Source organism: Paraburkholderia pallida, assembly GCF_004524855.1.
GTDB classification, from domain to species: Bacteria; Pseudomonadota; Gammaproteobacteria; order Burkholderiales; family Burkholderiaceae; genus Paraburkholderia; species Paraburkholderia oxyphila.
In genome coordinates this window covers 29,579-51,695 of record NZ_CP038150.1, presented here as the reverse complement: position 1 = coordinate 51,695, position 22,117 = coordinate 29,579, and the positions used below count along the sequence as shown (strand labels likewise).

The following is a 22,117-nucleotide window of genomic DNA, read 5'->3' as shown; positions in this document are numbered from 1 at the left end:
CGCTGGCGCCAATACAACCTGCAACGAGTCATGTCATCTGGTTACAGCGCCCCGCGTCGGACCATCATCCTTCGAGCTTCGCGACGAGCATATAGCCCACGCCCCAGACCGTGCGGATATGGCGAGGCGAAGAGGCATCCGCCTCGATGATCTTGCGCAGGCGCAGCACCTGGACATCGATACTGCGCGCGTTCGCTTCGTACAGACGCCCATGAGCGCGCTCGATCAGGTTCTCGCGGCTGACTGGCCGGTTCGGCGTCTCGGCCAGCGCGCAGAGCAGCCGCATCTCCGCCGCGCCGACTTCGATCGGCTCGCCCTCGAGCGTCAGCTCCTGAGCATGCGGCTTGAGCAGATAGTCGCCAATGCGCAGCGCGAGCGCGTCATCGTCGCCCATCGCGCTCGCCATCGCGCCGTGCTGCCGCGCGAAGAGCTGCTGGCGTCGCAGCATCGCGCGCACGCGCGCGACCAGCTCGCTCGGCAAGAACGGCTTGCCGAGATAGTCGTCGGCGCCCATTTCGAGGCCGACGACGCGGTCGATCGGATCGCCGCGCGCGGTCAGCATCAGGATGGGGATCATCTGCCCCTGGCTGCGCAGACGCCTGCAGATCGACAGGCCGTCTTCGCCGGGCATCATGATGTCGAGAATCAGGAGATCGAACGGATGCCGCTCGAGAAACGTATCGAGCTGGTTGCTGTCTCGCGCCGCGCGCACCTCGAAACCCTGCGCGCTCAGAAAGCGTTGCAGCATATTGCGAATTTCGAGGTCGTCGTCGAGCACGAGAATGCGGCCTCGGGGAGCCGGGTTCATCGTCTGTTCGTCGGCCGGTTTGGGTGGCGGCATGGCGGTTCGGGGCGCTCGCGGCAAGGAGAGTGGATACGAGTGTAGAGCCCGATGCCGACCGGTGCACGACACGCGCGCGATGCGCAAGCGCGCGCGTGCCGTGAGCATCGCGGCCGGCGGGTCAATATGGGGCGTAATAATACTGGGCCGGCGCATAAACCACGGCCGGCGCGGGCGCGACGACGACAGCGCGCGTCACCTGGGGCACCGCGATCGTGTTGCCCTTTGCGGTGATGCACTGCGCGTACGCGTTGTCGTATTGGCGCTGCAGCGCCGCTTCGCTGCCGGCGTACTGATTGCGGCCCGCCGCGCTGCCGAGCAGCAGGCCGGCCCCTGCCCCGATTGCCGCGCCGGCGCCGGCATTGCCCGCCCCTGCGCCGATCAGGGCCCCGGCCGCCGCGCCGCCCGCCGCGCCCAGCGCCGGAGCGGCCAGCGCGGAGTTCGCCACAGCGGGTGACGAGGCAACCGAATTGACGATCTGCGCCGCGTACGTGCGGCACGCGTAATCGTCTTGCTGGAACGCGGCGATGGTCTTGCCCTGCGCGGGCAGCGCCATCACGGTTGGAGCGCTGGGCGGCACGACTGCGCACCCGGCAAGAGATGCCAACGCCAAAACGGCGGCAAGCGTGGACTGATGCTTGAATAATTTCATGGCACGACAAATTCCGTTTCAGTGCATGGCCGGCAAAAACGCGTATCCGCGCGCACGCCAATGCGATATCGATTCGATCAGGCTTCATGGGTGCAACGCGTAGGCGCGGCGCCTGACGATTGCACGGATCTGCGATGCTGCCGCGCTATCGCACGACTACGACGCCGCGTCCCCAGTAGCCGTATCCGCCACGAACCACGACGGCGGGCGGACGCGCAACGTAGACGGGCGCGGGAACGACCACAGGCGCCGCAACGACGACCGGCGCGGCAACGACGGCGGCGGGCACGGCGACAACCGGTGCAGGCACCGGAGCAGCCACGTAAGCAGGCGCGGGAACGGCAACGACCGGCGCGGGCGCGATTGGAATGCTGATGCCCACCGCAACGCTGGTTGCCGACGCATAGCGAGCAATGCACGCGCCGACGAGGCCAATGGCAAACGAGACGAGAGAACGGATTTTCATGGCAGCTCCTGAATGGATGGACAACGGTCGCGAGCCTTGGGCGCGACGGTGGTCACACCTTAGAGAGGCGGCACATTCCAGGCTATTCAAAAGTTATGTCAACGTGTGTCGATGCGGCCCGGGGCGCAATAAAGCGAATCCGCTTTGGCGAAAGCGGAATTCCGAACGGGGGTACACCGGGAGAAACATCGAGATGATCGCGAAGGCGACGACTAGCGGCGGCATCATGGGTCGTCGTTTGGACGGCGAGCTGACCGCGCCGGTTCGTTGCATGTCAGCCGGCTTGAAGAGCGAGGCGCCGCTTCAAAGCCGGACGGGAACGAACGAGACTACGAGTGGATTTATTGACCCCGCTTTTTGGCGAATTGAGCGATGTCGTCGAGCGTCACATAACCCTTGTGGGTTGCGTCGATCTGATCGAAATTCTTGGCGACGAGCGGCATGCCGGCTTGTGCCTCGGCTTTGGTGAGCTTGCCATCGTGATTGGTGTTAGCCGCTTCGAAGCGCGACTGCAGTTGTTGCATCCTGGCATCTTGCGCGAATGCGGAGGTTGCAATGGAGGTCGCCATCAGCGCCGCGGCCAACATCAGACAAATGCGTTTCATTTTCTCTCCATGAAGAATGATGCAGCGATTCTGGGCTCGCTTGGCTTGTAAGTGTAGGCGTGGCCTGCCGCCTGCGGTTTACTGAATCGTTAGAAATGGATGTCAAGATATGTCAGGGAAGGGGGATGTTGGTGGCGGCCGAACATCAGGAGCCTATGGGTGGGCTTCTTGGAGTTGCGTTTCCCTCGCTTTGGTGTGCGGCTCCGTACGTTGGCATTTCCTTGTTTTCGCGGCGGGCCGCAGGCGTTGCCCCTGTGCGGGGCGGCACCTACTTTTCTTTGCAGCCGCAAAGAAAAGTAGGCAAAAGAAAGCGGCTCAAACCGCCAGTGTGACGCAGTCCCCCACTGCCCTGTATATCGGAGCGGCTCCGGAGCATCCGTCTCCTCGCACACTCCGCCTTAGTGACAAAGGGCTCATCCTTCCCGCCACGCGCTACGCGCGGGCGGAAGGGTATGCAAGGAAAACCGGGTGGGCTGGTCGGCGAATGCGCTGGGGGTGCCACCCGGTAGTGCGCGAAGGTGCGGACCGGTAAATGCGCGGGAGCGCTGATCGGTGAATGCACGGCGTGCTGGTCAGCGAATGCGTGGGCAAGCCGCCGATCGAATACGTTGGACTCCTACGAATATTCGTGAATCCCACTGGTTTTGGTTATACCCCACGGCGCGCGCAGCGCCGCCGGATGAATGAGCCCTTAGTCACTCCGGCATGTAGCATGTGATGGCAGACGCCCCGGAGCCGCTCCGATGGACAGGGCAGTGGTGAACTGCGTCACACTGGCGGTTTGAGCGGCTTTCTTTTGCCTACTTGTATATTCCCTTCTGTGACGTCGACCTGATCAGTTGCCGTCACAGGGACAGTCAGCTCGTCTGCCTACCGTGCCTCGAGCACGCAGAAAAGCTTGAGCGACTGTCCTTTTCATCCTCCTAGCCCGAACAGTTGACTGAGCCCCGAGCTCGTATTTTTCTGCAAGTATGGGTACCGTGATGAACCACTCTCATTCCGTTTATATCGGCATCGACGTCAGCGGCACCGCGCTCGATGTTGCCATTCATGACACCACCGAACATTTTCGTGTCGACAATGAGCCCCGCGCCATTGAACAGCTGGTGCAACGCCTGATCGCGTTGAACCCCACGCTGATCGTCCTGGAAGCCACCGGCAAGCTTGAACTCGCCCTGCTCAGGGCCCTGTGCGAAGCCGGCCTGCCCGCTGTCGCGGTCAATCCCCGGCAGGTTCGCGACTTCGCCCGCGCAACCGGCACGCGCGCTAAAACCGATCGCATCGATGCCTTCGCCATCGCTCATTTCGCCGCGGTCCTCAAGCCCGACGTGCGCCCGCTCAACGATCTGCAGACGGAGCAGTTACAGGCCCTGCTGCTGCGCCGCGCCCAGCTCATCGAGATGCTTGTGGCCGAGAAGCTCGTCTTGAACGCGCCCATGCTGCTGCGCGGGACAGTCTGAACGAGCACATCAAATGGCTCAAGCTGCAGATCAAGATCGCCGACAATGACATCGATTCATTCCTGCGCTCCTCGCCCGCGTGGCGCCAGAAGGAAGACCTGCTACGCTCTGTGCCCGGCATCGGTCCCGGCGCCGCCGCGACGCTGATCGCCTTCATGCCCCAGCTCGGGTCCCTGAACCGCCGCGAGATCGCTGCGCTCACCGGCGTCGCCCCCTTCAATAGCGACAGCGGCAAGCACATCGGCAAGCGCCGTATCCAGGGCGGGCGCGCTGTCGTGCGGCGCGCCCTCTATATGGCCTGCGTGCCCGCGCTGCGTTTTAACCCTACCATCCGGGCGTTCTATGACCGGCTACGCAAGGCTGGCAAACCGTTCAAGGTAGCTATCACGGCCTGCATCCGCAAGCTCGTCGTCACGCTTAATGCAATGGTTCGTAACGCCACGCACTGGAGTCCGCCGCTCAACTGAGTTTCATCACGCATTGCCCCGTTGGCGGGCAGTCCGGGCGCGATCATCAATCGTGCGGTATGCGCTCGCCTATGCATTGCTGATAGACGTGTCGGCAATCCAGCCTCTGCCAGCCAGCAACCGCTTGACTCCCAATACGGTTGCTTTTCTTTGCCGCGGCAAAGAAAAGTAGGTGCCGCCCCGCACAGGGGCAACGCCTGCGGCCCGCCGCGAATACAAGTTAAGGCCAACGCCAACGGCCCTACAAAAAACCACATCAAAATCCGCTCCAAGGACTTCCCCGAATACCTCGCCCAGCGAGAGCCCGCGGCACCCGCCCGACATGGGCATCGCCTTTCCGCGCCTGAGCGCCACCCAATCGAAGGCAACGAGACCTTTCCCGAGCTGCTCGGGAATGCCGGCTACCGCGCGCACATCCGGCGACCGGCAGCTCGCAACTAGCCGTACGATCCGCTACGTCACAGCATCAACACACACCCCAACGCGAAATTGGGGACACCGCCCTCAAGAGTAGCGATACCGCAGATCGTCCTCACCGCGCGCCACGCCCGCGCTGTGCCGATCGAACGCGCGCGTCAGATCCTCCAGATAATCGTCCGCGGCATCCTCGAACTCCGGCGATCCGTACGCGAAGTCATCGGGATTCGTCTTCCCCTGGGCGCGCCGAATGATCGACACGGTCAGGACCATGGCGCGATCGAAAGCGAGATCCACTTTCGCCTTACGCGGATTGCGGTTTCTATTTTCCATGCAGCATTTGTCGGCACGGATCGGACGAACTTTAGGGCACCGTTTGAAGCACGAACGAACTAGCGCGGCGACGCGACCGCGCGCGAACGGCGCCGTCTGGACGTGGCCTGCGCATGGAGCCGGTTATCGTCGCGTTCGAGCGCGGCCGGCAATTCCGCCTTCAATAGCTCGACCCACGCACGGGTCTTCGCTTCGAGAAATTTTCTCGATGGCATCAGCACATAGACGCCCACATCGAGCGAGCGCCAGCTCGGCAGGACATGCACGAGCTCGCCCCGCTCGATGGGGTCCAGCACGGCGAACCCCGGCAGCAACGCGATACCGAGCCCAGTGCAGGCGGCGTGCACGACGGCTTCGGGATGATCGCCGATCAGCGGGCCCGCGGGCTCGAACGAATGGGTGGTCTTGCCATCGGTGAGCGCCCAATGCGGCGTAGTCGACGGATTGACGAGCCGCAGGCACGCGTGGCCGGCCAGATCCCGAGCGGTCTTCGGCGCGCCATGCTGCGCGAGATACGCGGGCGCCGCGCAGAGCACGCCATGAACCGCACCAAGCCGCTGCGCGACGAGACTGGAATCGGGCAGACGCGGCGTGAGATACACGCTCACATCCACGCCCTCGGCCAGCAGATCCGGCACATATTGCGAGGCGCTGTACTCCACCGTCACGGCCGGATACATCGCGCAGAACTTCGCCACGAGCGGCACCACATAGCGGTCGCCAAAACTCGCCATGCACAGCAGCCGCAGGCGCCCGGTGGGCTGAATGCGCGCGCCGCTCGCCTCGCTTTCCGCCTCCGTGACCAGCTCGAGGATGGTCCGGCACTGGTTGGCGTAGCGCTCGCCGGCGCTCGTGAGCGCGAGACGGCGCGTCGTGCGCTGCAGCAGCTTCGTTTCCAGGCGGTTCTCCAGCTCGGAAACGAGCCTCGAAACCTGCGCGGTCGTCAGCTCCATAAGCGCCGAAGCCGCGGTGAAGCTTCCCGCATCGACGACCCGCACGAACGCGGTCATGGCGTGCAGCAAGCCGTAATCGAGATTCTTGCGCATGACGTAATAAATTTTCAGATCACACTGTATTTTTGCACGGGAGCCGACTAGTTAGGATCGTCTCAGATGTCGATACGCGACGTCCGGGCTCCCGAAAAACCCTGGGTGCCACAGCTGATTGATGGGTTCGATATCGAGGTAAGCAAACAATGAACGGTGCTGAAAGTCTGTTGCGTTCGCTGGTCGCGAACGGTGTGGAAGTCTGCTTTGGCAACCCGGGCACGTCCGAGATGCATTTCGTGGCGGCGCTCGATTCGGTCGAGGGCATGCGGCCGATCCTGGGCCTGTTCGAAGGCGTGGTGACGGGCGCGGCCGACGGCTACGCGCGCATGGCGGGCAAGCCGGCCGCCACGCTGCTGCACCTCGGGCCGGGCCTCGCCAACGGGCTGGCCAATCTGCACAATGCGCGGCGGGCGTCGAGTCCGGTGGTCAATATCGTTGGCGACCATTCGTCGAACCACGCGCGCTATGAAGCGCCGCTCACCTCGGATATTCAGGGCTTTGCGCGCCCGGTGTCGCACTGGATTCACTCCTCGAGCAGCGCGCTGACCGTGGGCGCGGACGCCGCCCGCGCGGTGCAGGCCTCGATGACGGGCGCCGGGCAAATCGCGACCTTGATCCTGCCGGCCGACACGGCCTGGTCGCAAGCCGACGTGGTCGCCGAAGCGCTGCCGGCACCGGCGCCCGCACGCGTGAGCGAGGGCACGATCGAACATATCGCGGCGCTCGCGCAAAGCGGCGTGAAGACGGCGTTACTCCTGAGGGGCAAGGCGTTGCAAGGCGCGGGGCTGCGCGCGGCCGGACGCATTGCCGCGAAGACGGGTGCGCGATTGCTCTGCGATACGTTCGCACCGCGCGTTGAGCGCGGCGCCGGACGGGTGCGTGTCGAACGCTTGCCGTATTTCGGGGAACAGGTGGTCGAGTTTCTCTCCGGTACTGAGCTGCTCGTGCTGGTGGGCGCGCAAGCGCCGGTTAGCTTCTTCGGCTACCCGGACAAGCCGAGTTGGCTCACGCCGGAAGGCTGCCGTATTGCTGTGCTTGCGCATCCGCATGAGGACGGCGCGGCGGCGCTCGGGGCGCTAGTGGATGCGCTTGGCGCGCAGCAGTGCGACGTGGCCATTAACTCCCGTGTGGTTGATGAAGTTGCTCCGAATGGGGCGCTCGATGGTGAGTCGATCATGCGAAGCGTGGCCAGGCATTTGCCTGAGAATGCCATCGTTACCGAGGAGGCGTCGCTTGCGATGGCGTATTCCGGGTTGACTGAGTCGGCCGCGCCGCATGATTTGCTGACCCTCACCGGTGGGGCTATCGGGTGCTTGATGCCTGTCTCCGTTGGCGCGGGCATTGCTTGCCCTGAGCGTAAAGTTGTCAATCTTCAGGGGGATGGTAGCGCCATGTATACGGTTCAGGCTCTCTGGACGCAGGCTCGCGAGAATATCGATGTGGTGACCGTTATTTTCGCTAATCGCGGGTATCGGATTCTTGCTAATGAGCTTAAGCGCGTCGGCGCCAGGACGGATGGCGTGCATGCTGCTTCCATGTTCGATCTCGAGAATCCGTCGCTGGATTGGGTCGCGCTTGCGAAGGGCATGGGTGTTGAAGCGGTGCGCGTGGAGACCGCTGCTGCGTTCGATGCCGCGTTTGCTGCCGCTATGAAGCGGCCGGGGCCTATGGTTATCGAAGCCGTTATTTGATTTGAACGCAGGGGTGCGTTTGGGTTGCTGCTTTCGCGATTCTCTTGATTTGGCCTTAACTTGGTTTCGCGGCGGGCCGCAAGCGTTGCCCCTGTGCGGGGCGGCACCTACTTTTCTTTGCAGCCGCAAAGAAAAGTAGGCAAAAGAAAGCGGCTCACACCGCCAGTGTGACGCTGTCCACCACTGCCCTGTACATCGGAGCGGCTCCGGAGCATCCGTCGCCTCGCACACTCCGCCTCAGCGACAAGGGGCTCATCCTTCCCGCCACGCGCTACGCGCGGGCGGAATGGTCTGCAAGGAACACCGGGCGGGCTGCTTGGCGAATGCGCGAAGTTCTGCCTGGCAAATTGGTGATTACGCAGGAATGGTTCCGGGCGAATACGCTGGAGTCCTACTGATACGCGAGAGCGCTTCCATTTGAATGCGTTGGAGTTGCACGAATACGTGTATATCCCAATGGTTTTTGTTATGCCCCACGGCGCGCGTAGCGCCGCCGGATGGATGAGTCCTTAGTCACTCCGGCTGACGGCGAGTGGTGACAGACGCTCCGGAGCCGCTCCGATAAACAGGGCAGTGGGGGACGGCGTCACACTGGCGGTTTGAGCGGCTTTCTTTTGCCTACTTTTCTTTGCCGCGGCAAAGAAAAGTAGGTGCCGCCCCGCACAGGGGCAACGCCTGCGGCCCGCCGCGAAAACAAGTTAAGGCCAAAGCAAAAAGATCGCGATAGCCCCAAACCAAACCCAAAGTTTGTTTAAAACCTGAAAACCCCGTCCAACCGAGGACGGCCCCATTTACCCTCAAGAGCCTATCAGCATGCCAAATCATTTTAAATTGCCATCCGAGCCATCTGCCGAGCAGATCCGCGCCCATCTGGACGCCATGAAAGCAGCACAGCTAAAAGAAGGGCCCCCCTCGGCCGCCCTCCGCCGCGACCGAATCGATCGCGCGATCGACCTCCTTCGCGCCCATAAGGACGCACTCGCCGACGCAATCAACACCGACTACACCTGCCGAGGCAGACAACAAACGCTCCTGGCCGACATCCTCGCCTCAATCGAAGGATTGAAATTCAACCGCGAACACCTCGAAACATGGATGGCGCAACCGGCCACGACAGAACCGTTTCCCGGCGTCAAAACCCGCGTCGAATATCAGCCGCTAGGCGTCATCGGCATCATCAGCCCCTGGAATTTCCCCATCGTGCTGGCCTTCGGCCCACTCGCCGGCGCCTTCGCGGCCGGCAACCGCGCGATCCTCAAGCCTTCGGAACTCACGCCGCACACGTCGGCGCTCATGGCCGATCTGATCGCGCAGTACTTCAACAGCGATGAACTGACCACCGTGCTCGGCGGCCCCGAAACCGGCGCAGCCTTCAGCGCCCAACCCTTCGACCACCTCGTGTTCACCGGCAGCACGCAGGTCGCGCACCACGTCATGCGCGCGGCATCCGAAAACCTCGTCCCCGTCACCCTGGAACTGGGCGGCAAGTCCCCCGTGCTGGTAAGCCCGCACGCCGACCTGCAACGCGTCGCCGAACGCGTGCTGACCGTCAAGACCTTCAATGCCGGCCAAATCTGCCTCTCGCCCGACTATGTCCTGATTCCAGCCGATCGCGTGCGCGCCTTCGTGGCCCACGCCGAGGCCGCGGTGGCGCAGATGTATCCCACCATGCGCGAGAATCCCGACTATACGGCGATGATCGACGTGCGCGGCTTCGAGCGTCAACTCGCCCTCGTCGAGGATGCACGCCAGAAAGGCGCCAGCACCGTGAGCCTCGCCCCGTCCCACGAAGATCTCCACGATCCCGCCGTGCGCAAGATGGCGCCGACGATCGTTATCGGCGCCACCGATGCCATGCGCGTGATGAAGGAAGAGATTTTCGGGCCGGTGCTGCCTGTCGTGACCTACGAGTCGCTCGACGACGCGCTTGCGTTCATCAACAGCCGTCCGCGTCCGCTCGCGCTCTACTACTTCGGCGACGATCCGGCCGAGCAGCAGCGGGTTGCTCGACGCACCACGTCCGGCGCGCTGGTCGTGAACGACGCAATGACCCACGTGTTCTTCGACTCGCTGCCGTTCGGCGGGGTTGGCGCTTCCGGCATGGGCCACTACCACGGCGAATACGGCTACCGCACGTTCAGCCATGCGAAGCCCGTCGTATTCCAGAGCGCGGGCGGCGAATCGAACCTTCTGATGCGCGCGCCGTATCTCGCGCAAACGCAGGACGCCGTGAACGGGATGATCGCCGCATGACGTGTGCCTCGCGTGCGCCTGGCGTATGATGGACCGAGCCGCCGCCGCGCGGCTCGCCCATCCGTCGCGCCCCGCCCCGTTTCGGGCCGCCGGCGCGACGACAATAACAATGCCGCAGGATGCCCGGAGACGTTCAACCGTGACGCAAGCAGTGCCCGAAGCGATGCCCGTGACGAGGCCGCCCCTTTTGCTGGCGACGAAAGTCGTTCCGCCACGCTTGCCCGCAGGCCTGATCGAGCGGCCCCGCTTCAACGCGTACCACGCGCGGCTGGAATCGCAGCGCGTCGCCATCATTAGGGCTCCTGCAGGTTTCGGCAAGACCTCTCTCGCGCTGACCTGGCTCGACGCGTTACGCGCGCACGGCGCACGCGTCGCCTGGCTATCTCTCGATGCGGACGACGACGAACCCGCACGCTACTTTCATCACCTTGCCCACGCCTTGCAGCGCGCATGCGGCACGGTGGGCGCGTCCGCCATCGGCTTGACCGCGGAAGCGACCTTCGTGCCCGCGAATTCGCTTGCGGCGGCGCTCATCAACGAACTGGCCGAAGTCGACGACGAGCTTTATCTGTTCATCGACGACTATCATCTGATTGGCGATCCCGCCATTCACGAGGCGATGTCGCTCTTCGTCCTCAACGTGCCCTCCAATGTCCATGTCGTGATCTGCACGCGGGTCGACCCGCCGCTGCCGCTTGCGAAGCTGCGTGCCGGCAATGCGCTCTGTGAAATCGACGCGTCGGCATTGCGGTTCAATTTCGACGAGACGCGCCGCTTTGTCGAGCATGCGTTCCCCGGCAAGCTGCGCTCGGGCGAGCTCAAATCGCTGCACGCGACGACCGAAGGCTGGGCCGCCGCGTTGCGCCTCTCGGCCTCCGCGCTGGCCCGCGAGGAGCACCCGCACGGCTGGATGACGGGCGCGCCTGGCACTGTGCCAACCGGCGCGTCGAAGCCGGTGGCCGACTACCTTGAAGACATCCTCGTGCACCTGCCGCCCGCGATGCACGCGTTCATGCTGCGCACCGCCATCCTCGAGCGCCTGTCCGCGCCGTTGTGCGAAGCGGTTACGGGCGTCGCGCGCAGCCAGGACATGCTCGAAAGCATCGTGGCCCGCCAACTGCTGCTCGAGCCGCTGGACCAGGAAGGACGCTGGTTCCGTTATCACAGGCTGATGGCCGAATATCTACGACGGCGCCTGCAGGACCGGCATCGCGACGAACTTGCGGACTTGCACGACCGAGCCTGGCATTGGTACGCGCGCGAGGAGCAATGGACCGATGCGGTCAAGCACGCGATCGCCGCCGGCGCGACCGGCGAGGCGATTCGCCTGATGGAGCGCTGTGCGCATTCGCTGCTCAAGCGCGGCGATCTGCTGACGCTGGTTGGCTGGCAACGCCAGTTCCCGGCCGACCTGATGCGCGCGCAAGTGACCGTCACGCTCGCGACCGCGTGGGGCACGGCGCTCTCCATGCGCTTTGACGAAGCCGCGCAACTGATCGACTCGATCGAGCGCGATGCGCAAGCGCGCAAAACCGAAGCAAGACCAGACGCGAACGCGGGCGCAAGCCCGGATGCCGAAGCGATCCTCTGGAGCTGTCTCGCCCTACGATCCGCGCTCGCGGCCCTGCAGGACAACCCGGGGCCCGCGCTCGAGCTCGCGCAGCGTTTCCTGAACGGACCGTCGACCGACGTCTGGACCCGCAATGCGGTTTCCAATGTCGTGCGCTTTTGCCACTGGAAGTTGGGCCATCTCGAAGCGCTCTACGCGACACCGTGGATTCCCGACTCGCTCGAAGAAGACCAGCGCAGTGTCTTGTCGTCGGTCTATCGGCTTTGCCTGCTCGGGCATGCGGAATTGCAGCAAGTGCATGTTCCGATCGCGGCACGCCGGTTCGAAGAAGCGATGCAGCTCGCCGAGCGTCACGCCGGTCCGCACTCGGTCTCGGCTGCGCTTTGCGCACCCATGATCGCGCAGATTCACTACGAGCATGGCCGCCTGGACGAGGCCGAAGCGCTGCTCGTCGAGCTCATGCCCGTCATCGAGCGCGCCGTGCTGCTCGACAGCGTGCTGATTGCCTACCGCATCCTCGTGCGCATCGCCCATACGCGCCAGAACTTTGCCGGCGCTCACCTGTTGCTGGATCAGGCGCAAGCGCTTGGCCAGGCGCGCGGCTGGACCCGTCTGCTCGCGGCCGCGCTGGTCGAGCGCACGCGCCTCTATCTCGCCGAAGACCGCATCACCGAAGCCGCGGTATGCGTGGCGGAGCTCCGCCAGCTCGCGCGCCCCGCCGAATCTTCCGCTTCATCCGTCTCGCCCGAGATCGAGAATTATCGCGATCTCGCCGTTGCCCTCCTCGCGCTGAAGCGCCAGCAACTCTCCGAGGCGGCGGACGCGTCGAACACGGCGCTCGCGCGCTGCGAGCATCTGCACGCCACCTGGCTGGCGGCGCGGTTTCGCATGGTGCTCGCCAGGGCGTGGCTTGCCGCTGGCGAGCAGGAGCGCGCACTCGATGCATTCCAGCAAGTCGCGCAGCTTTGCGCGCCCGCCGGCCTCTATCAATCCATTCTCGATCACGGCGCGGAAGTCGGGCCGCTATTGAAGCTCGCACGCGAACGCTTTAGCAGCACGCCGCGCACCAGAGAACTTGCTGCATGGCTCGAGCGCCTCGTCGATGGGTGGCGCGCGATCTACGAGCCGGACAGCCCACTGGCGCGCGAAGGCGAACGAGAACCGCTGAGCGCACGCGAACGCAAGATCGTCGAATTGATCGCGCAGGGGCAGTCCAACAAGGAAATCGCGCGCACGCTGGGCGTCACGCCTGAAACGGTCAAGTCCCACCTGAAGAACATCTTCGTCAAGCTCGCCGTGGACAAGCGTGCTCAAGCCGTCTCGCGCGCGCAGGCGCTCGGTCTGATCGGCCGTCACTAGTGTCCGGTTGCGCACCGCGTGAAAACGGTGCAACGACTCCCGTCGTTCACTTCCATTTATTTCGCATAACGACATAAAGCGTTCTTTCGTCTTTACGTCGATCGTTTCAGCCGCGCGCAAGTGCTCGATTGCGCCGAGCCCCCTCCTCTGCCTCGCCGCCTCGTTCGTCAACCTGTCATTGCGCACAAATCATTCCCGCCGTGCCCGAAAGATCCGTGAAGGCAAATCGTAGGCATGGTCACGTGACCGGCACAAAAGCGACTTGCTAGCGTCCCCTCAACGTCATTTAACGGGTCTAGTTTTCCAGCCTGTAACACGCCGTAATGATTTGAAAAGCGGTATTTGACACCCCTTCAGTCTTGCGTAGCAGTGCAACGCTTCAATGGAGAGACACATGAGCCTGACATCAAGATCGAGAGATCTATGGCCTGCCGTCCCCGCCCTTTTTGCAGCGGCTTCTCTGGCGGCTGCGGCACTCTTCTGCTCAGCGGCAGATAGCCAGCCACAATTCTCACCAGACCCCTCCTCGGCAACCCTCACGCCAATCAAGCATGTGATCATCATCGTGGGCGAGAACCGGACCTTCGACCATGTCTTCGGCGCTTATCAGCCGCGCGCGGGACAAACCGTATCGAATCTCCTCTCCAAGGGCATCATCAGGGCCGACGGCGGACCCGGACCCAACTTCAAGCTCGCCGAGCAATACATGGCCAAGGCAACCAATCCCTCGCGGTTCGACGCCAGCCCGACCTCGAAACAGCCTTACCCGACGCTGCCGGCTCCGAACACGGGATCGGCGCCGAGCGCCGCGAGCGACGCGAATCCGCCCCCGTTCGCCACGCTTGCGGCGGCTCAGGCGGCAGAAGGCTACGCCCTCGAATAGGGCGATGTCGTTCATTTGACGACGGGCGCAACAGGCCTTCCCAACGACGTCCCTGATGCGCGTTTCGGTGCGAACCTCTACAACTTGCAGAGTGGTCCTTATCAAATTTCGCGCGTTGGGCCGAACTACGACCAGTACATGAACAGCCCCGTGCATCGCTTCTACCAGAACTGGCAGCAATCGGACTGCAATATCGCTCATGCAACGCCCGGCAATCCGAGCGGCTGCCAGATGGACCTGTTCGCGTGGGTCGAAGCCACCATAGGCGCCGGCTCGAACGGCAAGTCACGGCCGGCCAATTTCACCGACGAGACGACCAACGAAGGCGCAACGGCCCTCGGGTTCTATAACGTCAACAGCGGCGACATGCCCTACTTCACGGAGCTCGCACGCCATTACACGATCAGCGACAACTATCACCAGCCGGTGATGGGAGGCACGGGGGCGAACAGCATCATGATCGGAACGGCCGATGCGCTCTATTACACAGACAGCAAAGGCGATCCCGCAACACCGCCGCAAGACGAGATCGAGAACCCGCGGCCACAGCCAGGCACCAACAACTGGTATGCGCAGGACGGCTACTCGGGCGGAACGTATAGCAACTGCTCGGATCGGAAGCAGCCCGGCGTAAGCGCAATCCGGCAATACCTCGACAGCCTGCCGTATCACCCCGATCCTAATTGCGCGCCCAGCACGTACTATCTGCTGAATAACTACAACCCTGGCTACAACGGTGACGGCACCGTCAACACGAGTACCTTCACCATTCCGCCTTCGCCGGTGCGCACGATCGGCGACACCTTGCTCGAACGAAACATCTCATGGAAATACTATGGCGAAGGCTGGAAGACATTCGTGACCACGCCTGCAACGAGTGTCTACTGCAACATCTGCAATCCGTTTCTCTATGAAACGGCGATCATGACCAGTCCGCCACTGGTAGCCGCGCATCTACAAGACACGACAAACCTGTATTCGGATATCGCAAACGGCACGTTGCCCGCCGTCTCCTTCGTGAAGCCCGGAGGCCTGCTGGACGGGCACCCGTCCTCTTCGAAGTTCGATCTCTATGAAGGGTTCGTGCGCAAGATCATCGACTCGGTTCAGGCGAACCCGGCATTGTGGGCATCCACCGCAATCTTCATTACGACCGATGAGGGAGGCGGCTACTATGATTCCGGCTATATCCAACCGCTCGACTTTTTCGGGGATGGGCCACGCATTCCGCTCATCGTCGTGTCGCCCTACTCGCGCGGTGGCCGCGTGGTTCACGACTACTCGGATCACGTGTCGCTGGTTAAATTCATCGAGCACAACTGGTCGCTGGAACCGATTACGTCGCGCAGTCGTGACAATCTTCCCAACCCGGTCCAGCTTTCCTCCAACCCCTACGTTCCCACCAATGCGCCCGCTATAGGCGACCTGTTCGGCGCTTTCCAGTTCCCGTCCGTCAAGCTGGCGGTGCCGGGGAAACGAAACGAGGGCGCGGCGGGAATGTTCCCGTTCTGATCGATCGCGTCGGCCACGCGAGCCGCATCAGGAACGGCTGAGATCAGGCGGCGCCGCCTTCAGCGCTTGCGCCAACAAGGCGATCGCCGCCCTCTCACCGCCCGGATCGGCCGGAATGCGCCCGTCGAGCGCCAACGTCGCCAACCCGTGCACCAGCCCCCAACAGGCTAGCGCCCCCGCCGCGGCCCGGTCCGGAGCCAGTTCCGCCACGCGCCGCGCCATCAACCCATAAGCGCCCTGGCAATCCTCATGCGGCAGATCGAGGCCCGCCCCGGCCGCGAACATCAGCCGGAACAGCGCGGGATGCGCGCGGGCGAAACCCACATAGGCCAAGCCCTGCGCGGTCAGCGCTTCGCCCGGATCGTCCGCCTCGTCGGCCCGTGCGGCGTCGGCCTCCAGCATGGCAAAGCCCTTGAGCGCGACGGCGCCCATCAGCGCCGCCTTGTCTTCGAAATGGCGATAGGGCGCCATCGCCGAAACACCCGCCGCCCGCGCAACCGCACGCAGGCTCACATCGCTTTCATCCTGTTCGAGCAAGGCCAGCGCGCAATCGACCAGCCGGTCATGAAGGGACAATACGGAATCGCTCATCGCTGTTTACACTGTAATCAAAAGGGTCTACGCTTACAGCGTAAACAGCAAGGAGCCGCCATGCAAGCCTCCGTTATCCGACGATCCGTCGACCTCAGCACTTTTCCGAATCTCGTGGTCATCATTTTGGGCTTTCGCGTCCGCCGCTTGCGAGGGATCGCCGCCTTGCTCGGCATCGGCAAAGGCCTGCGGCAGATCGAGCTGGACCCGCCACCCGGATTGCTGTCGAGCGAGCAATTCCTCTTCGCCCTTAACCATATCGGCATCCGCCAGTATTGGCGCGACCTCGAAAGCCTCGAAGCTTTTACCCGCAGCGAGCCACATTCGCGCTGGTGGCGCGACTTCCTGCGCGACAGCGGCGGCGCGGGCTTCTGGCATGAAAGCTATAGCCGGCAAGGAATGGAAGCGGTCTATATCGACATGCCCGGCCCGGTGGGCTTCGACCGCTTTGCGCCGGAGCGCAAGCCGACCGGCTCGTTTATGAGCGCGCGGCGGCGGATGGCGGCGGGTTAGACCTGCTTCAGCCGATCACCGCCCGGCCGACTTTATGCAAGGCATCGGCGAGCGCATCGAGCGAAAGCGAGCCGATCGCCAATCGAAGTGCATGAGGCGCGTTCGGCATGGTCGAGAACGGCTCGGCCGTCGTCACCAGAACGCCGTCACGCTCCAGCTCGGCCGCGACACGGTCGGCGCGCAGGTCGTCGGGCAGCTCGAGCCAAAGGTAATAAGACCTGGGGTGCGCGACGATCGATGCGCCGCGCAAGATGCGGCGTGCCAGCGCCTGCCTGCGCCGCGCATCCTTGCGCTTTCGGTCTTCGAGCGTATCGACGATCCCGCCTTCGATCCACTGGCACGCCAAGGCGACGGTGAGCGACGGCGTATTCCATGTCGACACGCGGATCGCCCGCTCGAGCGCCGGCATCAGGCGCTCCGGCGCCGCCACGAACCCCACCCTCAATCCCGATGCCACGCTCTTTGACAACCCCGATACGTAGATGGTCCGGTCGGGGGCGTGCGTGAAGACAGGCTTGGGTGCAGGCTCGGCAAGGAACGCGTAGGCGCCGTCCTCGATGACGAGAAAATCATGCCGCTCAGCGAGTTCAGCGAGGCGAATCCGGTCCGGCTCGCTCATCACCCAGCCGAGCGGATTGTGCAGCGTCGGCATCGCATAGAGGGCGCGTACGGGGCGTTTGCGGCACAGTGCGTCGAGCCGGTCCAGATCCAGACCGCCCCCCTCGCGCGACGGCAGCGGCGCGAGGTCGAGCCGCTGCAACTGCGCCATCGCTTTCATGCCGGGGTAGGTCAACGCGTCAATCGCCAGGATGTCGCCGGGCTGGAGCAGCCCCATGACGGTCACGGCCAGTCCCTGTTGCGCACCGTTGACGATCAGGACCTGTGCACCGGGCACCCGAATGCCGCGATTGCGCAAATGCCTGGCAATCGTCTGCCGTTCGTGACTGCGGCCGCCTTGCGGTGCGGAATGCAGCAGCGCATCGAGATCGCCGGAGGCCGCAAGATTGCGCAACCCGGTCCGCAGCAACTCGACCTGACCCGGCAACGACGGGTAGTTGAAGGTCAGGTCGATTGCGCCGGACGGCGCCGGATTCTGCTCCAGCCCCAGCCCGCGCGGCAGCGAGGTATCGCGCACGAACGTGCCCCTCCCCACTTCACCGACCACCAGCCCGATGGCTTCAAGCTCGCCATACGCGCGCGAGGCGGTGGCGAGGGCAACGCCGTGCAGCTTCATCAGCGAACGGATAGTGGGCAGCCGCGTGCCGGGCGGCAGCGCGCCCGCGCGAATGCGGGAGGCCAGATCGTCGACGATGGATTTGTACCGGGGCTCACCCATGGCATGTATCTAGAACAATTCTTTGTTTGTATCGCCGACAAAGATTACTCTGCGGCCTCCATCAACGCAAACGCCTCCCGCCATGATCGACACATCCACCTTATTGGTCTTCGCGGCCGCCGTGATGGCGCTCTTGCTGTCGCCTGGCCCGAACATGGCTTTCGTGATGGCGCATGGCATGGCCTATGGGCCTGGCGGCGGCGCGGCGGCGGCGCTAGGCATTGGCCTGGCCGACCTGATCCTCACCGCGCTGACGGCGACCGGCGTGACCGCCGTGGTCGCGGCATGGCCCCCGTCGTTCGACCTGATCCGCTACGCCGGTGCGGCTTACCTGCTGTGGATGGCCTACAAGGCCATGCGCCGGCCAGGCGAGCTGGAGCAACTGACCGCGTCCCAGACGACGCTGCGATCGGTCTTCGTGCGCGGCGCGCTGAACAGCCTGTTGAATCCGAAGGCATTGCTGTTCTTCATGGTCTTTCTGCCGCAATTCGCCGATCCTGGCAAAGGCCCGGTCGGGCAGCAACTGGCCCTGCTCGGCTGTACCCTGACCGCTATCGCCACGGTATTTCACATGCTGCTAGGTGCGGTTGGCGGCTCGGTGTCCCGCTTCCTGGCCCGCCACTCCGGAGCGGCCAGGCTCCAGTCCCGCGGCCTGGCGGCATTGCTGGTGCTGCTGGCGGTTCGGCTGGCCGTGATGTCCCGCCCCCTCTGAGTCGCCAGACGAAGCGGCGCCCACCCCCATCGCATGGAGAACCGTGAATGTACATCGCAGCCTTTATCTACAAGCCGGGCGAGGCCGACGAAGAGTTTCACCGCCTGAGCGCCATCATCGATGAAGTGGCGACCAGCCTGCCCGGCTTTGTCGGCGCGGAATCCTGGCGGTCAGCCGACGGACGGTTGGTGAACGCCAGTTATTACTGGCGAGACGAAGCATCGCTCAAGGCGTTTGCCACGGCGCCACAGCATCTGGACGCCAAGCGACAGTTCCGGAAATGGTACGGCGGATACCACGTCGTGATATCGAAAGTGGAGCGAGCGTATGGAGATGGGACGTTTGAGCACTTCGTGCCCGACTCGAGGCGGCCGAATATCCGTTGATCCCTGTCTCGTTGCAGCGACGGTCCGCTTTCGGCCCACGAGCGTGCGTCCTTGAGTCATGTATGTGCGGCCGAAGCGGGCGGGCTTGTTCGGACGGGTTGACTGACTGGGGAGCCAACCTTCGGTCGACCGCATCAGGTAGTGCGGGTCTAGGGATGAATGGTTTCGCCGCGATTCAGCATGCCGATGAACTCCTCGATCTTGCGCACCCGTGTTGCGGGCTTTTTGGCATTCTGTATTCGAAACAGGATGGCGTAGCGATTTCGGCCGTTCAGCGTCGCAAAAAATGCACTGGCCTTGGGATTGGCATCCAGTGCGGCCTGCAGGTCGTCCGGCACGACCGAGTTGCTGGCGGACGTATAGGCCGCCTGCCAGCGGCCATCCTCTTTGGCTTTCTCGACTTCTCGCATGCCCGATGGAAGCATCCTGCCTGCGGCGATCAGCGCTTCGGCCCGGTCTTTGTTGAGCACGGACCAGATACTTTTCGCGGAGCGGCGAGTGAAGCGTTGCAACCAGTATTCTTCACTCTCAGCCTGTTTTTGACCGTCGATCCAGCCATGACAAAGGGCGCTTTCCAGCGCCTGTTCGTAAGTCAAGGTTCGCTTCCCGGCGCCCTTTTTGGCCAGGCGCAACCATATCCCGGTCGAAGTGCCGCCGTTTTGCGTCAACCAGCTTTCCCATTCATTCTGGTCAAGGAATGTCAGACGAGGCTCAGTCATGGAGGATCCGAATGGCTGCATTCAGGCAGCGAGGCTGTTTCGTTCACAGCAACCTCGCAGATTACCGAATTGCGCGAATTTGGGAATACCCGATTTATCGACAATTCGTGTAAATCCGCTCGTTGCGGGTTGAAACGATTAGCGATAAAACGCGGAAGGCGCAACGCCAAAGTGTCGTTTGAACATCGCCGCAAACGCGCTCTGACTCGTATATCCATGTTCGAGCGCGACATCGACGATTTTCTCTCCGTGAGCCAGTTGCTCCAGTGCCATGAACAGTCGCGCGTGTTGGCGCCAGCGGCCGAATGTCATCCCTGTTTCGCGATGAAACATCCGGTGCAAGGTCTTTTCAGCGATGCCTAGTACCCCAGCCCAATCCGCGACGGCATGGCGCTGATCCGGGGAGGCCATGATCGCGTCACATATCGTGCGGAGTTTCGCGTTCGCCGGCCATGCGAGATACAGCGGTAGCCGGGGAATCGCTGCCAACTCGGCGAGCAGCAGTTGCATCAACAGTTCATGCCGGCTGCCGCGAGCGTAGTCGAGCGGCACATCGACGGCGGCGAGGATCAGTTCGCGCAGCAGCGGATGAACCTCTACCACGCAATTGCCGCCCGGCAAATGATCGACCGTACCGGGCTCGACGAATACCGTGCGCATCTTGACGTTGCCGCTCATGCGGACGGTATGGTCCAGTCCTGCATCCAGCCACACGGCGCGCGTGGGCGGCACGACCCAGCGCCCCGCCTGCGCCTCGATCAACATCACGCCTTCAACCGCATACAGCAATTGCGCGCGACGATGCCTGTGCATGGCCACAAAGGCACCGTGCGGATAGTCGGCGGCCAGCGCCGCGACGGGCATCGGCGTAGATTCGAAAGGGACGTGGATGTCATGCGGCGGACGCGTAACCATGACCTGACATTTTTACGATAGGTCCGGTCATTTTAGCGTGAGACGGACGCCGCACGCGGGGGCATGATCGGGCTTCGTTTATTTTTCAAGGAGCACTCCGTCATGCCGGGTCTTTACTTCCTGTTCCCGCTCACCGCGATATTGCTTTGGGCTGGCAATGTGATGGTATCGAAGCTGTCCGCGCATACGATCGACCCCACGGCCATCACGTTCTGGCGCCTCGTACTTGCGGTTGCACTGATGACCTTGTTCGTCCTGAAACCCGCATGGCGAAATCGCGCTGCTATCCGGGCGCAACTCCCGAAGCTCGCTTTCCTCGGCTTTCTCGCAATGGCGCTGTTTCAGTGCCTGTCCTATGAGGCAGCGAAGACCACCACCGCAACGAACATGGCGATCATGACTTCGCTCGTGCCCTTGCTGACGATGCTCCTTTCTGTTCCGCTACTGCGCGAGGTGCCAACCGTCGGGATGTTGTTTGGCGGCATCTTGTCATTCGGTGGCCTGGTCTATCTGATCAGTTCGGGGAACCCGGGCACCCTTCTGGCCGGCGGCGTGCATGCTGGCGATCTGCTGATGCTGCTCGCGGCGCTTGCCTATGCGCTGTATGGCATTCTGGTGCGCCGCTGGCACGTTGGCTTGCCGTCGTGGCAGTCGACCTACCTTCAGGCCATCGCCGCATGGGTCTTTATGCTGTTTCTTGAACTACGGCTGCCGGCGCATGCGGCAATGCCGAGCCGGGCGAGTTTGCCGTTGATCGTCTACGCGGGAACACTCGCATCGGTCGTCTTGCCGTTTTTCTGGATGCAGGGGATCAAGCATCTCGGCCCGAATCATTGCAGCATGTTTATGAACTTGCTGCCGGTTGCAACGGCGGCGATTGCCGTCGGATGGTTTGGTGAACGGCTTCACGTTTACCACTTGCTTGGAGGCGGGGCGGCGCTCATTGGCGTGATGCTGGCGCAGACGCTGCGTCGGCCATTACTGACCGAGACAGCACACGCAGCGATGCGAGGGTCGGCGGAACGATGAGCGTGTCGAGGATGCGTCCGCTCCCTGGCATCGAACATGCCCTTCCGATCTAACGTGCTGGATGGCTCAAAAGGGTCGACTATGGCTGATCGTGTCGGGCGGTAGTCGGCCAGGAAGCGACGTTCACTCGTTGACGCATTTGGACATTCGAGCGTCGGTAGCACACCGGAAGCCGTCACTGAAGTTCCCGAAGTCGATGGCTGCTATCGGCCGTAACGGACATCCGACCTGATACGGGTAAATGACTAAAGTGGATTAGCAACGAACAACGCGATTAATATAAGGTATAGAATGCGACTCCTGTCGTGCTCGAAAAATGAGCGGACGTTTGATGAAATGGCTCTCTTTTGGTGGCCAA

The 22,117-nt window shown here is 63.0% G+C and carries 19 protein-coding genes and 1 pseudogene; 11 read left to right on the top strand and 9 right to left on the bottom strand.

Annotation, left to right across the window (positions count from 1 at the left end):
• Window positions 1-64: 64 nt before the first annotated feature.
• The 3 genes from E1956_RS26970 to E1956_RS26960 all read right to left on the bottom strand — a co-directional run bounded on the left by E1956_RS26970 (window position 65) and on the right by E1956_RS26960 (window position 1,959).
• Complete coding sequence (locus E1956_RS26970) at window positions 65-841, bottom strand: response regulator (RefSeq protein ID WP_232072017.1); 777 nt, start codon at window positions 839-841, stop codon at window positions 65-67.
• Between the two features lie 121 nt (window positions 842-962).
• Complete coding sequence (locus tag E1956_RS26965; protein ID WP_134754989.1) at window positions 963-1,493, bottom strand: glycine zipper family protein; 531 nt, start codon at window positions 1,491-1,493, stop codon at window positions 963-965.
• 145 nt (window positions 1,494-1,638) lie between these two features.
• A complete protein-coding gene (locus E1956_RS26960) occupies window positions 1,639-1,959 on the bottom strand; it encodes a hypothetical protein (RefSeq protein WP_134754987.1) in 321 nt (106 codons plus the stop codon).
• A 335-nt stretch (window positions 1,960-2,294) separates the two neighbouring features.
• On the opposite strand from E1956_RS26960, the gene E1956_RS47560 reads away from it, so the two are divergent.
• Window positions 2,295-2,615 carry a hypothetical protein gene (locus tag E1956_RS47560; RefSeq protein WP_167760137.1) on the top strand — a complete coding sequence of 107 codons (321 nt, stop codon included), beginning with the start codon at window positions 2,295-2,297 and terminating at the stop codon, window positions 2,613-2,615.
• Between the two features lie 932 nt (window positions 2,616-3,547).
• Window positions 3,548-4,491 (top strand): annotated as a pseudogene (locus E1956_RS26950) (IS110 family RNA-guided transposase).
• Between the two features lie 504 nt (window positions 4,492-4,995).
• On the opposite strand, the gene E1956_RS26945 reads toward E1956_RS26950, so the two are convergent.
• Window positions 4,996-5,205: a hypothetical protein gene (locus E1956_RS26945; protein WP_197732950.1), complete on the bottom strand. Its 210-nt coding sequence runs from the start codon at window positions 5,203-5,205 to the stop codon at window positions 4,996-4,998.
• 95 nt (window positions 5,206-5,300) lie between these two features.
• Window positions 5,301-6,287 (bottom strand): LysR family transcriptional regulator, encoded by a 987-nt coding sequence (locus tag E1956_RS26940; protein ID WP_134754983.1) that lies wholly within the window; start codon window positions 6,285-6,287, stop codon window positions 5,301-5,303.
• A 149-nt stretch (window positions 6,288-6,436) separates the two neighbouring features.
• Between E1956_RS26940 and E1956_RS26935 the strand changes: the two genes are divergently transcribed.
• The 5 genes from E1956_RS26935 (at window position 6,437) to E1956_RS26920 (ending at window position 15,558) form a co-directional block, all read left to right on the top strand.
• Window positions 6,437-7,981, top strand: a complete 1,545-nt coding sequence (locus E1956_RS26935) for an acetolactate synthase large subunit (protein ID WP_134754981.1) — start codon at window positions 6,437-6,439, stop codon at window positions 7,979-7,981.
• Window positions 7,982-8,794: 813 nt separating this feature from the next.
• Window positions 8,795-10,234: a coniferyl aldehyde dehydrogenase gene (locus E1956_RS26930; RefSeq protein ID WP_134754979.1), complete on the top strand. Its 1,440-nt coding sequence runs from the start codon at window positions 8,795-8,797 to the stop codon at window positions 10,232-10,234.
• 139 nt (window positions 10,235-10,373) lie between these two features.
• Complete coding sequence (locus E1956_RS26925) at window positions 10,374-13,163, top strand: winged helix-turn-helix domain-containing protein (protein ID WP_232072015.1); 2,790 nt, start codon at window positions 10,374-10,376, stop codon at window positions 13,161-13,163.
• A 394-nt stretch (window positions 13,164-13,557) separates the two neighbouring features.
• Entirely contained in the window at window positions 13,558-14,046 is a 489-nt protein-coding gene (locus E1956_RS47740) for an alkaline phosphatase family protein (protein WP_418789312.1), read from the top strand.
• 138 nt (window positions 14,047-14,184) lie between these two features.
• Window positions 14,185-15,558, top strand: coding sequence for an alkaline phosphatase family protein (locus tag E1956_RS26920; protein WP_418789311.1), 1,374 nt, complete (start codon window positions 14,185-14,187; stop codon window positions 15,556-15,558).
• Between the two features lie 27 nt (window positions 15,559-15,585).
• Here E1956_RS26920 and E1956_RS26915 read toward each other — a convergent pair whose 3' ends face one another.
• Complete coding sequence (locus E1956_RS26915; protein WP_134754975.1) at window positions 15,586-16,149, bottom strand: TetR/AcrR family transcriptional regulator; 564 nt, start codon at window positions 16,147-16,149, stop codon at window positions 15,586-15,588.
• A 60-nt stretch (window positions 16,150-16,209) separates the two neighbouring features.
• Here E1956_RS26915 and E1956_RS26910 point away from each other — a divergent pair, with 60 nt between their 5' ends.
• Window positions 16,210-16,662: a monooxygenase family protein gene (locus E1956_RS26910; RefSeq protein WP_134754973.1), complete on the top strand. Its 453-nt coding sequence runs from the start codon at window positions 16,210-16,212 to the stop codon at window positions 16,660-16,662.
• A gap of 7 nt (window positions 16,663-16,669) precedes the next feature.
• Here E1956_RS26910 and E1956_RS26905 read toward each other — a convergent pair whose 3' ends face one another.
• Complete coding sequence (locus tag E1956_RS26905) at window positions 16,670-17,998, bottom strand: aminotransferase-like domain-containing protein (RefSeq protein ID WP_134754971.1); 1,329 nt, start codon at window positions 17,996-17,998, stop codon at window positions 16,670-16,672.
• Between the two features lie 82 nt (window positions 17,999-18,080).
• On the opposite strand from E1956_RS26905, the gene E1956_RS26900 reads away from it, so the two are divergent.
• Window positions 18,081-18,710 carry a LysE family translocator gene (locus tag E1956_RS26900; protein ID WP_134754969.1) on the top strand — a complete coding sequence of 210 codons (630 nt, stop codon included), beginning with the start codon at window positions 18,081-18,083 and terminating at the stop codon, window positions 18,708-18,710.
• Between the two features lie 47 nt (window positions 18,711-18,757).
• Window positions 18,758-19,096, top strand: coding sequence for an antibiotic biosynthesis monooxygenase family protein (locus tag E1956_RS26895; RefSeq protein ID WP_134754967.1), 339 nt, complete (start codon window positions 18,758-18,760; stop codon window positions 19,094-19,096).
• Window positions 19,097-19,245: 149 nt separating this feature from the next.
• Here E1956_RS26895 and E1956_RS26890 read toward each other — a convergent pair whose 3' ends face one another.
• Window positions 19,246-19,815: a YdeI/OmpD-associated family protein gene (locus E1956_RS26890; protein ID WP_134754965.1), complete on the bottom strand. Its 570-nt coding sequence runs from the start codon at window positions 19,813-19,815 to the stop codon at window positions 19,246-19,248.
• Window positions 19,816-19,953: 138 nt separating this feature from the next.
• A complete protein-coding gene (locus E1956_RS26885) occupies window positions 19,954-20,679 on the bottom strand; it encodes an AraC family transcriptional regulator (RefSeq protein ID WP_134754963.1) in 726 nt (241 codons plus the stop codon).
• A 114-nt stretch (window positions 20,680-20,793) separates the two neighbouring features.
• Between E1956_RS26885 and E1956_RS26880 the strand changes: the two genes are divergently transcribed.
• The gene (locus E1956_RS26880; RefSeq protein WP_418789310.1) at window positions 20,794-21,759 is read left to right on the top strand and encodes a DMT family transporter; all 966 of its coding nucleotides are present in this window, start codon (window positions 20,794-20,796) and stop codon (window positions 21,757-21,759) included.
• Window positions 21,760-22,117: the final 358 nt, after the last annotated feature.

Bases quoted from the DNA above. Each gene is read 5' to 3' on its own strand.
- E1956_RS26970 (WP_232072017.1), bottom strand. From the start codon at position 841: ATGCCGCCACCCAAACCGGCCGACGAACAGACGATGAACCCGGCTCCC.
- E1956_RS26965 (WP_134754989.1), bottom strand. From the start codon at position 1,493: ATGAAATTATTCAAGCATCAGTCCACGCTTGCCGCCGTTTTGGCGTTG.
- E1956_RS26960 (WP_134754987.1), bottom strand. From the start codon at position 1,959: ATGAAAATCCGTTCTCTCGTCTCGTTTGCCATTGGCCTCGTCGGCGCG.
- E1956_RS26940 (WP_134754983.1), bottom strand. From the start codon at position 6,287: ATGCGCAAGAATCTCGATTACGGCTTGCTGCACGCCATGACCGCGTTC.
- E1956_RS26935 (WP_134754981.1), top strand. From the start codon at position 6,437: ATGAACGGTGCTGAAAGTCTGTTGCGTTCGCTGGTCGCGAACGGTGTG.
- E1956_RS26930 (WP_134754979.1), top strand. From the start codon at position 8,795: ATGCCAAATCATTTTAAATTGCCATCCGAGCCATCTGCCGAGCAGATC.
- E1956_RS47740 (WP_418789312.1), top strand. From the start codon at position 13,558: ATGAGCCTGACATCAAGATCGAGAGATCTATGGCCTGCCGTCCCCGCC.
- E1956_RS26920 (WP_418789311.1), top strand. From the start codon at position 14,185: ATGAACAGCCCCGTGCATCGCTTCTACCAGAACTGGCAGCAATCGGAC.
- E1956_RS26915 (WP_134754975.1), bottom strand. From the start codon at position 16,149: ATGAGCGATTCCGTATTGTCCCTTCATGACCGGCTGGTCGATTGCGCG.
- E1956_RS26910 (WP_134754973.1), top strand. From the start codon at position 16,210: ATGCAAGCCTCCGTTATCCGACGATCCGTCGACCTCAGCACTTTTCCG.
- E1956_RS26905 (WP_134754971.1), bottom strand. From the start codon at position 17,998: ATGGGTGAGCCCCGGTACAAATCCATCGTCGACGATCTGGCCTCCCGC.
- E1956_RS26900 (WP_134754969.1), top strand. From the start codon at position 18,081: ATGATCGACACATCCACCTTATTGGTCTTCGCGGCCGCCGTGATGGCG.
- E1956_RS26895 (WP_134754967.1), top strand. From the start codon at position 18,758: ATGTACATCGCAGCCTTTATCTACAAGCCGGGCGAGGCCGACGAAGAG.
- E1956_RS26890 (WP_134754965.1), bottom strand. From the start codon at position 19,815: ATGACTGAGCCTCGTCTGACATTCCTTGACCAGAATGAATGGGAAAGC.
- E1956_RS26885 (WP_134754963.1), bottom strand. From the start codon at position 20,679: ATGCCCGTCGCGGCGCTGGCCGCCGACTATCCGCACGGTGCCTTTGTG.
- E1956_RS26880 (WP_418789310.1), top strand. From the start codon at position 20,794: ATGATCGGGCTTCGTTTATTTTTCAAGGAGCACTCCGTCATGCCGGGT.